Annotated in this window: 13 protein-coding genes and 1 pseudogene; 5 read left to right on the forward strand and 9 right to left on the reverse strand. The window is 58.7% G+C overall.

All coding sequences use genetic code 11. From position 1 onward, the window contains the following. Nucleotides 1-1,179: 1,179 nt before the first annotated feature. Entirely contained in the window at nucleotides 1,180-1,317 is a 138-nt protein-coding gene (locus tag ACFSQT_RS01175) for a hypothetical protein (protein WP_379016655.1), read from the reverse strand. 110 nt (nucleotides 1,318-1,427) lie between these two features. Here ACFSQT_RS01175 and istA point away from each other — a divergent pair, with 110 nt between their 5' ends. The 3 genes from istA to ACFSQT_RS01190 are packed head-to-tail and all read left to right on the forward strand — an operon-like array spanning nucleotide 1,428 to nucleotide 3,911. Then, nucleotides 1,428-2,927: an IS21 family transposase gene (gene istA, locus ACFSQT_RS01180; RefSeq protein ID WP_095090781.1), complete on the forward strand. Its 1,500-nt coding sequence runs from the start codon at nucleotides 1,428-1,430 to the stop codon at nucleotides 2,925-2,927. Continuing rightward, nucleotides 2,917-3,693 (forward strand): IS21-like element helper ATPase IstB, encoded by a 777-nt coding sequence (gene istB, locus ACFSQT_RS01185; RefSeq protein ID WP_206073656.1) that lies wholly within the window; start codon nucleotides 2,917-2,919, stop codon nucleotides 3,691-3,693. Before istA ends, istB begins: the two co-directional genes overlap by 11 nt. Next, nucleotides 3,690-3,911 carry a hypothetical protein gene (locus ACFSQT_RS01190; RefSeq protein ID WP_379016657.1) on the forward strand — a complete coding sequence of 74 codons (222 nt, stop codon included), beginning with the start codon at nucleotides 3,690-3,692 and terminating at the stop codon, nucleotides 3,909-3,911. The genes istB and ACFSQT_RS01190 overlap by 4 nt, the downstream gene beginning before the upstream one ends. A 145-nt stretch (nucleotides 3,912-4,056) precedes the next feature. Here ACFSQT_RS01190 and tnpA read toward each other — a convergent pair whose 3' ends face one another. Beyond that, nucleotides 4,057-4,560 carry an IS66-like element accessory protein TnpA gene (gene tnpA, locus ACFSQT_RS01195; protein WP_378976454.1) on the reverse strand — a complete coding sequence of 168 codons (504 nt, stop codon included), beginning with the start codon at nucleotides 4,558-4,560 and terminating at the stop codon, nucleotides 4,057-4,059. Nucleotides 4,561-4,641: 81 nt separating this feature from the next. Between tnpA and ACFSQT_RS01200 the strand changes: the two are divergent. Then, a pseudogene (locus ACFSQT_RS01200) lies at nucleotides 4,642-4,855 on the forward strand (transposase); the annotation flags it as partial. A 639-nt stretch (nucleotides 4,856-5,494) separates the two neighbouring features. Here ACFSQT_RS01200 and ACFSQT_RS01205 read toward each other — a convergent pair. The 6 genes from ACFSQT_RS01205 to ACFSQT_RS01230 all read right to left on the reverse strand — a co-directional run bounded on the left by ACFSQT_RS01205 (nucleotide 5,495) and on the right by ACFSQT_RS01230 (nucleotide 11,315). Then, nucleotides 5,495-5,644 (reverse strand): transposase, encoded by a 150-nt coding sequence (locus ACFSQT_RS01205; RefSeq protein WP_379016659.1) that lies wholly within the window; start codon nucleotides 5,642-5,644, stop codon nucleotides 5,495-5,497. An 82-nt stretch (nucleotides 5,645-5,726) separates the two neighbouring features. After that, nucleotides 5,727-6,728 (reverse strand): ABC transporter ATP-binding protein, encoded by a 1,002-nt coding sequence (locus tag ACFSQT_RS01210; protein WP_379016660.1) that lies wholly within the window; start codon nucleotides 6,726-6,728, stop codon nucleotides 5,727-5,729. Next, nucleotides 6,721-7,728 carry an ABC transporter ATP-binding protein gene (locus ACFSQT_RS01215; RefSeq protein ID WP_379016661.1) on the reverse strand — a complete coding sequence of 336 codons (1,008 nt, stop codon included), beginning with the start codon at nucleotides 7,726-7,728 and terminating at the stop codon, nucleotides 6,721-6,723. Before ACFSQT_RS01215 ends, ACFSQT_RS01210 begins: the two co-directional genes overlap by 8 nt. Continuing rightward, the gene (locus ACFSQT_RS01220) at nucleotides 7,725-8,657 is read right to left on the reverse strand and encodes an ABC transporter permease (RefSeq protein WP_379016663.1); all 933 of its coding nucleotides are present in this window, start codon (nucleotides 8,655-8,657) and stop codon (nucleotides 7,725-7,727) included. The genes ACFSQT_RS01215 and ACFSQT_RS01220 overlap by 4 nt, the downstream gene beginning before the upstream one ends. Beyond that, entirely contained in the window at nucleotides 8,654-9,628 is a 975-nt protein-coding gene (locus tag ACFSQT_RS01225; protein WP_379016664.1) for an ABC transporter permease, read from the reverse strand. Before ACFSQT_RS01225 ends, ACFSQT_RS01220 begins: the two co-directional genes overlap by 4 nt. 10 nt (nucleotides 9,629-9,638) lie before the next feature. Further along, entirely contained in the window at nucleotides 9,639-11,315 is a 1,677-nt protein-coding gene (locus ACFSQT_RS01230; protein WP_379016665.1) for an ABC transporter substrate-binding protein, read from the reverse strand. 1,038 nt (nucleotides 11,316-12,353) lie between these two features. Here ACFSQT_RS01230 and ACFSQT_RS01235 point away from each other — a divergent pair. Next, nucleotides 12,354-13,787, forward strand: coding sequence for an amidase (locus tag ACFSQT_RS01235; RefSeq protein WP_379016666.1), 1,434 nt, complete (start codon nucleotides 12,354-12,356; stop codon nucleotides 13,785-13,787). Between the two features lie 287 nt (nucleotides 13,788-14,074). On the opposite strand, the gene ACFSQT_RS01240 is transcribed toward ACFSQT_RS01235, so the two are convergent. Continuing rightward, nucleotides 14,075-14,449 carry a hypothetical protein gene (locus tag ACFSQT_RS01240; protein WP_379016667.1) on the reverse strand — a complete coding sequence of 125 codons (375 nt, stop codon included), beginning with the start codon at nucleotides 14,447-14,449 and terminating at the stop codon, nucleotides 14,075-14,077. Between the last annotated feature and the right edge of the window lie 43 nt (nucleotides 14,450-14,492).

Here is a 14,492-nt window from a genome sequence, read left to right on the forward strand (position 1 = left end):
ATCGTGAAAAGACATGCCTACAAGCTGCTATATTCGTGCTCCTTATGACTTGCCAGGACCGCACGTCACACCTGAGCAAGTGCGATGGCGGCCGATGGATACCATGCTTGCCCTGATCGGGCTTTAGAAGCATTTTGTCCGCCGACCTCAACTCCTCAAAATGCTCGCGATCTCAAGGAAAGGGCTGTAGTTTGGTAGCCAGTTTGTTGTGACAGTATGACTGTTCCTTGGCCTATCCTCCCAAGATGACCTTCAGCAAATTTCCACGCTTTACGGCCCCTAGCATTCGAAAACATGGTTATTTTCCCCAAGGGTTGGACGTGCCTCGCCATGGGGATCCGGACATCTTCATTGCTCGTTTGTACGCCCTGTTTCGAAGTGACTTTCTGAAACGCCTCTGTATACAAACCTTTGGGTGTTTTGACGAATTGCAGAGATCTTGAATAGGCTCTTCTAATATCAAGTATGGGCTGCCAGGTGCCCGGTCTAGTCGCGTAGTTATCTCAACTATCCTTTAAATCGTTCTCCCTTCTTGCTTCTCGTTTATCTGATCATGTTGAGTTTAATTCGATATGGACTGCGTGTTCCACTTTCCTCCAGCCTCCCTTTATGCGTCTTTACTCCTTACCCCGCCATTCTTCTTTTCCTTTTTTTTATATCCTTCTGTTAATTCATCTCCTCATACACCTCCGAACTGTAACACCTTATCTCCACTTGACCCTTCCTTTCTACATCTGTTTTCACTCCTCCCCTGCTTTTTCTCTACCTTCCTTTCGTGCATTTTTCCGTGCGACGATCATTCCTTCTCAACCTTTTCCCGACCTGCAAATCCCCATCTTCTCTCCTAAATGTATCAGTCTCGTATTCTCCCTTGCCTCTTCTTTCTTTGCTGTCCGATCGTGACCTTTCTCTGTACCTATCTGCCTCTCTTCTTAGCCATTTTACATCTCTAACTGTTCTTCCATGACTTGACTGTTCTCCCATTTCTTGTCCCGGGGGGGAGGGGGGGGGGGGAGGGCAGGAGGGGGCGCTAGATTTTTTCGCTCTTCTGTTCGCTTTATGCAGCTCATTCCGGCCGCTCCTTTACTCCTTTTCTCATTCTTCCTTTCCCTACATATATCTTGCTCCTTCCCCCATAATTTACTCATCATTCTCCAACCTTCATCCTCCTTCTCTTTTTCACTCCTTTTCATTTTCCCTCTCCCTTATTTCTTCTCTTCTTTTTCTTACGTTCCTCCACTTCTTTCTACTCCAACCCTCCTGGTCATTTCCCCTCTGTGGGTTAATGGGGAGTCCCTTTCTTGTCTTGCTTCTCACCTTTCTACTTTCTCCGTTTCTTTCTCCACCTTGCCCCCCCCCCCTTTCTTTTTCTTCTCCTTTTCCTCTTTCTTCCTTTAAGCTGACTACGCAGACGGAGAGCCCGTATCATGACCATCAGCCCCGAACTGGAAGCGCAGATCCTGCGCCTGTATCACGCCGAGAAGTGGCGCTGCGGCACCATCGCCAGGCAATTGCATGTCCATCACACGACGGTGCATCGCGTTCTGGCCCAGGCGGGATTGCCCCGGCACAAGCCGCTGCAGAGAGCCTCAATCATTGACCCGTATCTTCCATTCATTGAGCAGACGCTGGAAAAGTTCCCCTCGCTGACCGCCAGCCGCCTTTATGCGATGGTGCGCGAGCGCGGCTACCGGGGCTTGCCGACGCACTTTCGGCACCTGGTCGCCCTGCACCGTCCCCGCAAGCCGGCCGAGGCGTTCCTGCGGCTGCGCACATTGCCGGGCGAGCAGGGACAGGTCGACTGGGCCCACTTCGGTCACATCGAGATCGGCAACGCCCGCCGGCCGCTCATGGCGTTCGTGATGGTGCTTTCTTACTCACGCGACATCTACCTGCGCTTCTTCCTCGACGCGCGCATGGAAAACTTCCTGCGCGGTCACGTCGGCGCGTTCAACACATGGTGCGGGCTGCCCAGGGTCCTGCTCTACGACAATCTCAAGAGTGCGGTGCTCGAGCGCCAGGGCGATGCGATCCGCTTCCATCCGACGCTGCTTGCCTTCGCCGGCTTCTATCGGTTCGAGCCACGTCCTGTCGCGGTTGCCCGGGGCAACGAAAAAGGCCGCGTCGAGCGCGCCATACGGCATATAAGGGAAGCATTCTTCATCGCCCGCAAGTTCACCGATCTCGACGATCTGAACGCCCAGGCCGAACAGTGGTGCCGCAACCAGGCAGCCGACCGGCCATGCCCCGAGGACCGGACGATGACGGTCCGCCAGGCGTTTGCGCAAGAGCAGCCACTGCTTCTGCCGCTGCCCGCCAACCCATACCCCGTCGAGGAGCAGGTCGCCGCCAAGGTTGGCAAAACGCCCTATGTGCGCTTCGACCTCAACGATTACTCGGTACCGCATGCTCATGTCCGGCGCACGCTCAGCGTGCGCGCCGATCTCGGCCTGGTCCGCGTCTTCGACGGCGCAAAGATGATCGCCAGTCACCGTCGCAGCTATGATCGCGACCAGCAGATCGAGGACCCTCAGCACCTCAAGGCACTCGTCGCAATCAAGCGCGAGGCGCGCCAGCATCGCGGCCTCAACAGCCTGACCCGCGCCGTGCCGGCCTGCCAGACCCTGATGATCCGGGCCGCCGAGCGTGGCTCCAATATCGGTGCGATCACAAACGCGTTGCTGAAACTGCTTGACCTGTACGGCGCGCAGGAACTGCAGGCCGCCGTCGAGGAAGCTTTGCATGCCGGCGCCTCCCATTCGAGGTCGGTTCGCGACGCACTGGAACGCCGCCGGGTCGCCCGCGGTGCTCCGCCGCCGGTCGAAACGAGCCTGCCCGAACACGTGCGGCGCAAGGATACGACGGTACGGCCGCATCGCCTCGACAGCTACGACCAACTGACCCTTGGAGGCAAAGATGATGAATAATCCCGACATCCTGCTCAACCGGGCCAAGGCGTTGCGCCTCAATGGCCTGATCACCCATTGGGACGAAATCGCTGACGCGGACTGGCTGGCCGCCGTCCTTCAATGGGAAGAAGAGGAGCGCTCCGACCGTTCGATGCGGCGACGCACGCGTGCCGCCAGGCTCGGCCACTTCAAGCAACTGTCCGATTATGACTGGCACTGGCCTCGCCGCATCGACCGCGCCGCCGTCGAGGATCTGATGACCCTGTCCTTCATGAACGATGCCGCCAACATCGTCTTTATCGGCCCCAACGGCGTCGGGAAATCGACACTTGCTCGCAATGTCGCTCACCAGGCGCTCATCTGCGGTCACACCGTCGTCTTCCGAACCGCCAGCGAGATGCTCGGCGAACTCGCCGCCCTCGACAGCGACGCAGCCTTGCGCCGACGCCTTCACCACTACGCCGCCGCCGACGTTCTTGCGATCGACGAGGTCGGGTATCTGTCCTACTCGAACCGTCATGCGGACCTGCTGTTCGAACTCATCAGCCGGCGCTACGAAAAACGCTCAACCATCATCACCACCAACAGACCCTTCGCTGATTGGTCGGAGGTCTTTCCCAATGCCGCCTGCGTCGTCAGCCTCGTCGACCGCCTCATGCACCGATCCGAGGTGATCTCCATCGAAGGCGATTCCTACCGCTTCAAGGAAGCGGCCGAGCGATCAAAGGCACAGCGCGAAAAACGCACCAGCCGCTCCTCCGGCGAAAAGGTGCCCGCAGCATGAAACCAGATCCTCAACCGTCCGGCCTCAGTCGTGGTATCCACTTCCTCATCAATCCCGAATGGACACCCGAACAGGCGCTCGCTGTCTTCGAGCTCCTCAACGATCTCGCCGATAGCATCTGGTCTCACTACGGCGTCCAACTCCAGGAACTTATCCAGGAGCAGCAACGAACACCGACCGATCACAGCGATATCGAAAAAACCCCGTCCTCGCTCTAAAGCACACATCCTCCACACTCGGCGGCCTGCAAAGGCCGCCTTTTTGTTCCGTCCACAAGCACCAAACGCTTGTCGTCGTTTAGACGCGCTTTTGAAAAGCCATCAACACCTGTGGCAAGCCACACACGCACGCCTTGTGTCGGGATCATCGCAGCATTTCCAGGCCCTGCAAGATCCGCAGCAGGACACTTACGTCGACAGTGCGGTCAACGATCACACGCCGGCCGTTGACCCCGACGATTTCCATCCGGCCACCGGCAGACACCGCTTGGCTGGTCGTAGCTGGTACTTCAGAATGCGATCGCGCAGGAGCCGGCTCTTCCGGCTCTACGTCGTGCAGGCTGGGACCGACAACACCCATGTCAATGAACGCGACCGGTGGGGTCTCAGGCAGCGGTTTGGACTGGCCCAATCGCCCTTGCTGGGCTTGCTTTATCCAGATGAACAAGTGGTTCGCGTTCATGTCGTGACGCCGCGCCACAACCGACACCGGATCACCGGACTCCTGCACCTCAAGCACGATCGCCAGCTTCTGCTCAACCGTCCAGGAGCGGCGCGTCCGCTGTTGGCCCGCACCCGGCGGCAGCGGCAGAGCCGCGGACGTGCTCGCTTCCACCGTCGATGGCTGTTCCATAGCCAGATACTTCATTCGCCAAGCGTCCACTTAATCTAAGCGGACACTATCGCCTCAAGCTACGCGTCAGTAGGCGGCCTCCAGCGTATGCATACGGACCGCAAGCCCATCATGTCGGCGCACAGGGCGATTTACCGCCCCAAGGACGCCGAGGCCGGCCTGGCCGCGCTCGATGCCTTCGACGCCGGGCACTGGGGCCAACGTTATCCAGCGACCGCCTCAGAGCTGGCGGCGCAACTGGCAACACGTCGTACCGTTCTTCGCGTTCCGCAGCGTGCGCCGCATCGTCTACACGACGGATGACATCGACAAGCCTGATGTCGGTTCCGATGCAGTCTCTTTGTTCGCTTGAAGCCCGTTTCTCCGTCCCGGTCCATGTGTCGTGATCGGGACCTTGTCGAGACGCGGTCAAGGCTGGCCGCTGCATAGCCGGTTCCCCTGGGCGTGGCGTTTCCAGGCCACGCCTTGAGGGCGGCACAGTGCCAGGCTGAAGCTGGCCGGCGGGGACCGTCGTGCCGGCAGATACCTTACGATATATTCGCCCGGCACGGACGACCACGTGGCAAGGAGCGGCGCGGGAGGATGAGAGCGCCGCCCACGCAGCCTATAGTCGTTCCTCCTTTGTGGTGTCCGAGCGCCGCTTCGACCCTCGTGGTCACCGGATCATCAGCTCGTAGCCACGCTCGGCTTTTTCGGCCGCGGCTTTCTCCCAGTTCCGCAGATCCTTTACGTTGTACGCGTAGGCCGCTCCGCGACGACTAACACCGCGCTCGCTCGCCTCGCCGCCTTGAGGGCGGGTTGCCGCTGCTTCGCCGCGACCAGCGCCGGACGGGTCCAGAAGTAATCCGCTCCTTCGTCAGAAAGTGCCAGACGAGGATCGCTATCTTGCGCGCGACCGCCACCGCCGCGACCTGATGGCCAGGCTTGTTGCGGATGCGCATGAAAAGGCTCAGAGCGGGCCGGGCGCCTTCGCGGCCGCCCAGGCAGCCTCCGCCAGAACGGCACGGGCATGGAAACGCCCATGTTTGCTGATCCGCCCATATTCAGCGATGCCAAGGCCGGATTGGCGAACACGCGGGTTGAGGCCGAAGTAGCTCACTAGCTTTTGCGGCCCTTGAACCGCCGGATGTCACAGACGGCGGCGATGATACGAGCCGCATGGCGTCCCGAATGGCGCGGAGTCATTGTGTCAGCCAACACGCCGACAGATGTTGAGGCCCCACTTCGTTGACAGGCGGCTCTTCCTGCTTGCACCTGTCGAAGGCCAACGGACAACGCGGATGGAAACGGCAGCCCTTCGGTACACGGGCGGCGCTTGGAACCTCGCCCTGCAGGTCAGGCAGTTCGGCACGTCCTGCGTTGCCGCCAATCTGCGGGGTCGCGTTGCGTAGCGCGACGGTGTACGGGTGGCGGGGGTTGAATGTAATCTCGTCCGCGGTGCCGATCTCCACCAGCCTTCCAAGGTATAAGACGGCAATCCGATCGGCGATTAACCAAGCGAGCGGCAGGTCGTGGGTGATGAACAGCAGCGCCATGTTGTGTTTGTCACGCAGGTCGACCAGGACCTGAAGAATCTGTGCTCGTATCGAGACATCCAGCATCGACACGGGCTCATCAGCAACGATGAGCTCCGGCTTCACGGCAAGCGCTCCGGCAATCACGACGCGCTGGCGCTGACCGCCGGACAGTTCGTGTGGGAAGCGTGCGAAGAAATCAACGGGAGGATTGAGCCCAGCCGCTGCCAGCGCTTCGCTCACACGCTCTGTGAGTTGAGCATTGTTCTCGACCAACCGCAGTGAGCGCAACGGTTCCGCCACGATGTCGAAGATGGTGTGTCGCGGGTTTAGCGCCTGATAGGCGTCCTGGAAGATCATCTGCACGCGATGGCGGTAAGGACGCAAGGCCGAGGAGCCCTGAACCGACGTCATGTCGCGGCCCTCGAAGAGCAACCTGCCACCAGTCGGTTGGGCAAGCTTGGTGATGACGCGGCCTACCGTCGTCTTGCCGCTTCCCGATTCCCCCACGAGAGCGACGATTTCGCCGCGTTGAATGTTGAGGTCGATGCCGTCCACCGCTCGTACGGCGCCACCTGGTCGGCCCAGGACACGGTCGAGCAACCCGCCCTCAATAGGAAAATGGACCTGGAGGCTCTCAAGACGGAGGATATCGGCGGTGTCAGGCATGGACTGCAACCTTGTCTTCTCGCGAGGACCGGTGAAGGTGACAGGCGACGCGTCCCTGCCCGAACTCATCGAGGCTGGGAAGTTCGGTCGCGCAAACCGCCATGGCCGACGGGCAACGTGGATGGAAGGCGCAGCCTGAGGGTCGATTCACCAGGTTTGGGGGATCGCCGGGAATGGGCCGGATCATCTTCTTGCCGTTCGCCGGATTCGGGATCGAGTCGATCAGCAGTCTGGTGTACGGGTGCTTGGGTCTGGCGAAGATCTCAGCAACTCTTCCGTCCTCAACGATGCGGCCGGAATACATGATCATCACGCGATCGCAGGATTCAGCCACGACAGAAAGGTCGTGGGTGATCAAAATGAGGGCAAGGTTAAGCCGCGATCGCAACTCCCCTAGCAACTTGAGGATCTGAGCCTGTGTAATGACGTCGAGCGCCGTGGTCGGCTCATCGCCAATGACGATGGAGGGGCGACATGCCAGCGCCATGGCAATCATGACTCTTTGACGCATGCCGCCCGACAATTCGTGGGGATAGGCGGCGCCGCGATCCGCCGGAATGCCGACGAGCTCAAGCAGCTCGCGTGCCCGCGCCGTCGCCTCGGCACGCGACATGCCGAGCTTCAGGACACACGGCTCGGCGATCTGCTTGATGATGCGGTGTACGGGATTGAGCGCATTCATTGCGCCCTGGAAGATAACGGACGTTTCGCTCCAGCGATGTGGCCGCATCGCCGCATCGTCGTCAATCGGCAGTCGCTCTCCGCGATAGCGTACCTCGCCCTCGCTGACCCGCGCGTTGGGTGATAGCAGACCCGCAATCGCCATTGCAGTCGTGGTCTTGCCACTGCCCGATTCTCCGACGAGACCAACGGCCTCTCCGGCTCGAAGCGTGAAGCTCACGCGGTCGATCGCACGCGATGAAACGCCCTTGAGCCCATAGTCAACAGAGAGGCCCTTAACTTCCAGAAGCGGATGCTTTTCCCGGGAGGAGTTTGTCATGGGATCACCCTCCGCCTTGGATTGAATGTGTCGTCGAGGGCATTGCCAATCAGGACGAAGCTGAGGGAAACGGTGAGGACGCACACTCCGGGGGCGCCGAGATCCCACCAGGCTCCCGCGCTGGCGGCGCCGGCGCGCTGCGCAAGCGAAAGCAAAGTGCCCCATGAAGGCTGCAACGGATCGCCGAGCCCGAGAAACGAAAGAGACGTCTCGATATAGATCGCATTAGCAACGACAAGAGCCCCGTTGGCTGCGATTTGCGGTACGAGATTGGGCAGGATGTGCCGCACCATGATGCTGAAATTACTGCTGCCCACAACGCGTGCGCGATCAATGAAAGTTCGCTCCCTGAGCGACAACGTCTGGCTGCGAACGATACGTGCGACGAACGCCCAGCTCGTCATGCCGATAACGACAATGATCACAAAGATAGAAGGGCGGAAACCGAGGATTTCTCCGCCTCGGCCCATTACCTCGACAAGCACGGGTGTGATGACCAGCGCCAGCACGAAGGACGGAACTACGAAAAAGAAATCGGACAAGCGCATCAGCCAGACGTCGACCCTGCCACCGTAGTAGCCCGCAGTCATACCAACCGTAGTACCGACGACAAGACTGATCACGGTCGCCAACAACGCGATCGTAAGCGAGATCCGGGCACCATGGACGACCAGATTGAGCACGTCCCGCCCGACTTCGTCTGTCCCCAGCAGATGCTGGCTTGATGGCGGCGCGAGGAAGTCACCAGTTGCGGTGGCTACGGTCTCGAGCGGCCCCACGAGGATATTGGGCACCGACGCCACTACAAGGAAGAACACCAGACAAAACAGACCAAGTCTAGCTCCACCATAGGCAAGAAATTGGCGCAGAAAATCTTTGACGACCCGGGCTCGGCTACGCGGAGAATATCGCACGATACTTTCTTTCATTGTCGGACTCGCGGATCAAGAAGGCCGTAAGCAAGATCAGCGATGAGGTTCGCAACAACGATCGACGCACCAAGCAACAGGAAAATGCCCTGAAGGACTGGATAGTCCCGCGCATTAAGCGCGTCCACCGTCAGGCCACCGATGCCGGGCCAGGCGAATACGGCTTCGACAGTGATGGCACCGGCAACCACGTAGCCAAGATTAAGGGCAATCAGGGTTACGACCGGCAGCATTGCATTGCGAAATGCATGACGCATGAGCATCTGACCGTTGGTTAGCCCTTTGGCCCGCGCGGTGACCATGTAATCCTCTGTGACAACGTCGCTCATCGCAGCACGAGCGACCACGACGTATTGGCCTATGAGGCCAAGGGCCACCGCGGTGACCGGAAGCGCGAGATGCCGCAAATAGTCGAGCAACCAATCAAGGGAACCGCTGATAGCGCCAGGCGAATGTGCACCATAGCCCGGAGACCAACCCAGCGCCGTGCTGAAGATCACAACCAGGATCATGCCGAGCCAGAACGCCGGCGTAGAATAGAACGCCAGAGAGGCTCCCGTGGCGATATGGTCGACGGCTCCTCCTCTGCGCCAACCCGCATATAGACCAAGCATGACGCCGCCTAGGATGGCGATGAACTGAGCCAGACCGACAAGGGCAATGGTGGCCGGCAGGCGCTCCAAGATCAGGTCAGCGACATGCCTGCCTCTGAACTTGAAGCTGTAGCCAAAATCGCCGCGGAGAGTTGCCGACAAGTAGTCAATCATCTGATCGGGGAACAGGGGCCGATCAAGGCCCCAGTTCTGGCGCTGAGCCTCCATCTGCTCGGCTGTCACGCTGGTGCGTGCCCCGCCGAGTAGAAGCCTGGCGGGGTCGCCTGGAATAACCCTGAAGAGGATAAAGTTTAGAGTCATTACCATCAGAAGCGTAACGGCCGCTCTGAAGAGGATCCGTCCAATGTGCTGGCTCATCTCGTTAGAGTCACCTCAAAACCGGCTTCACGCGATCCAACGGGAAGTAGCTCTGCATCGACACCATATCCTGGGTTCCCCAGCCATCGAAGCAGTCGCTGCGACGGGCTTCGAGCAGGGTGGGATAACAAAGCACAATGTAGGGCGCCTCGGCGTAAATGAGCCGAACCGCTTGGTCGACCAGCTTCGAGCTCTCCTTGAGGTCAACGGTGACCTCGATCTCGGACAGGAGCTGGTCGAATTTCTCATTTGTCCAGTAGGACGTGTTATAGGAGCCGATGGCCTTGCTGTTACCGAGGCTGAGCAAATCGCGAGTCTTCGTACTTAACCAGTTACTGTCGATGAGCAGATCCCAGCTTCCGCCGCCATTCTCCGGAGCTGCATAGCGGGCCTGTAATGCGCCGGCTTCTAACTGCGTCACCGACACAGGGATGCCAATTTGTCCGAGCCATTCCGCAACAAACTGCACCATAGCGATCGGTATCTCGACGTTACCAGAAGCTCCGCATATCAGCTCAAGCCGGAAGGTTTTTCCTTCTTTGTCCTCTCGCACGCCGTCGCCATTTGTGTCCCGATAGCCGGCGGCGTCGAGACGGCGACTCGCCTCGGCAAGATCGAAGTGGCGCCTGATGTCACTCAGGTCCGAGTAGTAATCGGTCGCCACCGGCATCACCAGTCCAACACCAGTGTCGGCGTGCCCGCGCCGGGCTCGCTCGACGATGGCTTTCTGGTCGATCGCGTAGCCGATCGCATCGCGAAATGCTGGATCCTGCAGCGCCTTTGTGCTGCCAGCCCCTTTTCCGGAGAGCGTGTTGAAGGCCAAATAATCCCGCTGCTCGATGCGCGATTCATTAACCACTATGTGGGGGGTCTTCGAGAGGTCGGCCCACTGAGCAGGCGTCAGGAAGAAGCCATAGTCGATCTCTCCAGTCTTGAGACTCTGCGCGATGGGGTCGGCTGATTTGAAACAGTATAATATCATGCCAGACGTCGCCGGAGCCTTCCCACGAAAGTACTTGTTCGGGGTCAGGATGACGAACTGATCCTGCTGAACCTCCGAAACGATCATAGGCCCTGTGCCCACGAGCGGCGGATCGTTCCGGAAGGTGCTGCGGGCATCGGCGTAGCTGATGTCTTTCCAGATATGCTCGGGAACAATCATGATCTGGTTGTCGATTGCCCACCGCGTAGGCTTCTTAGTGATGATCTGCAAAGTTTCGTCGTCGAGCGCATTGATGGACTCAACATTTTCCAAACCGCTCGTATTATTCCAGCCACTGTTCAGTTCGTCGGGCTTGCCTATGGAATTGCGCAAATAATTATAGGTGAAGGCGGCGTCTCTGGCGGTTGCAGGTTGGCCGTCCGACCATTTCGTGCCCGGCCAGATCTTGAAGGTCCAGGTGAGCTTGTCGTCCGCGACAGACCACGCCCTTGCAAATCCCTTCCGATCATCGAAATGCAGGGCGTCCGGTCCGACCAGAAAGTCATAGGTGAAAACTAGCGGCCAGAACTCGTGCCAGGTCGCAAAGGGGTTCGTGGCGTCGGCGGATATGATTCCTCCGAAGCGCACGATGCGATCGTCGCACGAAGAAGAGGCAAACGCGCTCGCCTGCATGACCCAAGGTGCTGTCGATCCCATCAGCATCGCCTTCATGACCGCACGGCGGCTGAGTAACCACTTGTTCATTCTTTCCCCTCTCTGGGATATTCTAGCCGTACCCCAACACGTCTCTAGGACGATGAGGTGAAGCCAGCTGCCCTATGAACATTTACGTGCGGACCATGTCGCTGCGGTGTAGCGGTAGCAAGAGCAGAATCAAGATTGCAGTCATCGAAGATCCAGATGGACTGGCACTGGCGGCTGCTTCGGTTGCGTAGCGATGCTGGCGGCGAAAGCCTAAAGAATCCAACTCGGCGTATTGCCATTCGTGTTCATGAGCCCGCTTCATCATGTCGGCTGCAGTACCTCAGTGCTGACACCGCGGCGCACCCACTGCCAAGGCGGGATCGCTCTGCACCGTCTCTAGAGAGATGTCGATCCACAAACCATGAATCCACAAAGCATCAACAGCTGGCTAATCCGCCAACTCGGTCGAGTTACGCGACAGTCTTGGGCAGTCGGTTTGGAGACGAGGTCACGCTGCTGCGCATTGCCAGATTTGGAGGACCAGTCCAAATCTTGCATCGCGATGGGATCCATATTGATTCAATATTTTCAGCCTTCCAACGAGCGATGCTAACGTCGCTTAGCTAATAGCTACAAGCTCGCCTGCACGCCCAGTCGGGAACAAGCTCAGAAATACCGACCAGCAGGTTCGATATGAACGAAGACCTATGTGCAAACAGAGCTCTTGGAGCGGACAGGTGAGCGAGGGCTACGCCCTTCCGTTTCCGACCCCTCTGTTCGAGCTCGCCCTTCGAGCTCGCCCTTGAAGACGTTCGCATTCCGATGCCTGACGGGTCGGCCTCTACGCCGACATCTTTCGGGCGCGTGGAGCCGGAGGCCGCCTACCAACAACCCTTATTGGACCGCCGATCAGTTCGCGAACCAAGGTCCGAGCCTCATGAATCGACCGTCGGCCCCGCGTTCCATATGCGCTGTCGCTAAGCGCAAGACGTCGGTAGCAGTAGCTCCCCCGTTACGCGGGTAGCCTGAAATACAAAGAGCACACATTCAGTACCATTTCCCCTCGAACGTGCTCGAGCATAGTGGAGAACAACCGCGATGAAGTTGAGTGAATACGTCGCCCATGACGCCATCGGTTTGGCTACTCTGTTGAGCGCCGGCGAGGTTACTGCTGTGGAATTAGCACAGCTGGCCCGCCAAGCACACGATCGGGTCAATCCTCGTATCAATGCTGTTATTGAATTCTACGATGACGCCGAGATCATAGCGAGATGCGCCGAGGGAGCATTCGGAGGGGTTCCATTCCTTCGCAAAGATTACGGGGCCACAGAGGCAGGGCGTCTCCAGGAAATGGGTAGCCGTCTCTTCGCGGGCTCTCGCTCCGATCTCGACAGCTATTTTTTTCGTCGTGCCCGGAAGGGGGGATTGTTGTCGGTTGGTCGGACGACCACACCTGAGTTTGCGGTGGCTGGAATGACCGAGTCGCTTCTCTGCGGTACCACCGGCAATCCTTGGAATACCGATTGCTCCGCGGGAGGGTCATCGGGAGGAGCGGCGGCGGCGGTAGCTGCTGGTATTACTCCGATCGCGCACGGCGGCGATGGTGGCGGTTCAATTCGCGCACCAGCGTCCTGGTGCGGTCTTGTAGGTTTAAACCCATCCCGCGGACGCGTTTCTGGCGGGCCGAACCAGCAGGACCCTTCGTTCGGCCTTAGCCGAGAATTTGTTCTTTGTCGAACCGCGCGCGACATGGCCGCCGCGTTGGATGTCTTTGCCGGTCCTCATCCGGGTGATCCATTTATTATTGTCCAGCCAAACCGTCGCTATACAGAGGAACTTTCCCAACCCACCGGTAAGTTATCGGTGGGAGTTGCGAGGACCAAGTGGGGTGACGTCGACTTGGGGCCAGAGGTGCTTGAAGCAGTCGAGTCGATTGCCACACTTCTTGAGGAGATGGGTCACACTGTTAGGGATATCGAGGCGCCCTATAAGTCCGACGACTACTGCAAAATCTTACTCGGCATCGCCGCCTCGGGCGCGACTTCACTTGAAGCCGCGGCGCGGGCTATGGACCGCAGTATTAACGCGGAAACCCTGGAGCCGATCAATTTCAAAATACATGAGTACAGCGTGGCTTCACGAGGGCGTGGGGTTGACGTACATGAGGTCTTGCGAAGCGTGCGGTTCTGCGTAGGCGAGGCAATCCAAGGACTCGATATCCTATTGACGCCCACCATGCCACATGTGGCCACCCCACACGGTGGCGTTTACAGCACAATCCACTCGACGCTCTCCGTAGAGGAATTTATGAAAGCCGATGCCGCCCGCTATCAGTACACTGGTATATTCAATGTCACCGGACAACCATCGGTTTCCTTGCCGTTGGCCCAAAGTGCCTGCGGCCTGCCCATCGGAATACAGATCGTTGGTCGCTTCGGCGACGAGGCTACGCTGGTACGCATTGCAAGAGATCTAGAGGAGGCCAGACCTTGGAAGCACCGGCGACCAAAGATCTGGGCAGGAAATAACTGAGGTAGTTGGATCGCACCGAAAATGGAGCCCAGCTTGAAAGAACCAAGGCAAGATGCACGATGTCAAAATTGGGCGGTTTCTATAAACAAAGTTCTCAATTTCAAGCACTTTAGCCGAAGGTACTTTATCGACGTTAATTTCAGACAGGAGCGCTGTTTGATCTTGGGCGGCGAGGGTCTTTCGCTGCCGCGGAGCCATTGACTGTTTCAAACCGGCAGGCGTGAGCGCGGGGAACATGAAAAAGTTGGGGGTCGTCAGGCGGCCATCCTGGGTGCATTTTCTGGTCTTTACCGTTGCTCGCGCCAGCGCTTGAAGTCGTTGTCGAGAGTGCCGTCGAGTACGCGCGTTCGCAGCTGGATGAGGAGATGAACGCCGCGCGGTGTCCATTGCATCTGTTGTTTCTTGGCGAAACGCTTGGCGATCACCTGATTGACAGTTGACTCGACGAAGGCGGTCGAAACCACCTCTCCATAGCGGTGCCGCTCTGCGAAGTTCGGGATCAGATCGGCGTTGTTGTCGATGTAGCGGTTGAATTCCGACAGATACCGGCGCAGCTTGCCCACCTCTGGCGGCGGATCGGCGATGAGATCAAACCCGTCGGTGAAGTCCTCAACGAGGATGAGCTCCCGAACGACGTTGCCGTGCCAAAGCTGGTGTTTCACGCTCTCGAGGGTCGCAACGGCCGCGGGCGCTGCAGCGGTGAGC

Origin of the sequence: Mesorhizobium calcicola (assembly GCF_042682105.1) — a bacterium.
In the GTDB taxonomy this organism is placed as follows: domain Bacteria; phylum Pseudomonadota; class Alphaproteobacteria; order Rhizobiales; family Rhizobiaceae; genus Mesorhizobium; species Mesorhizobium calcicola.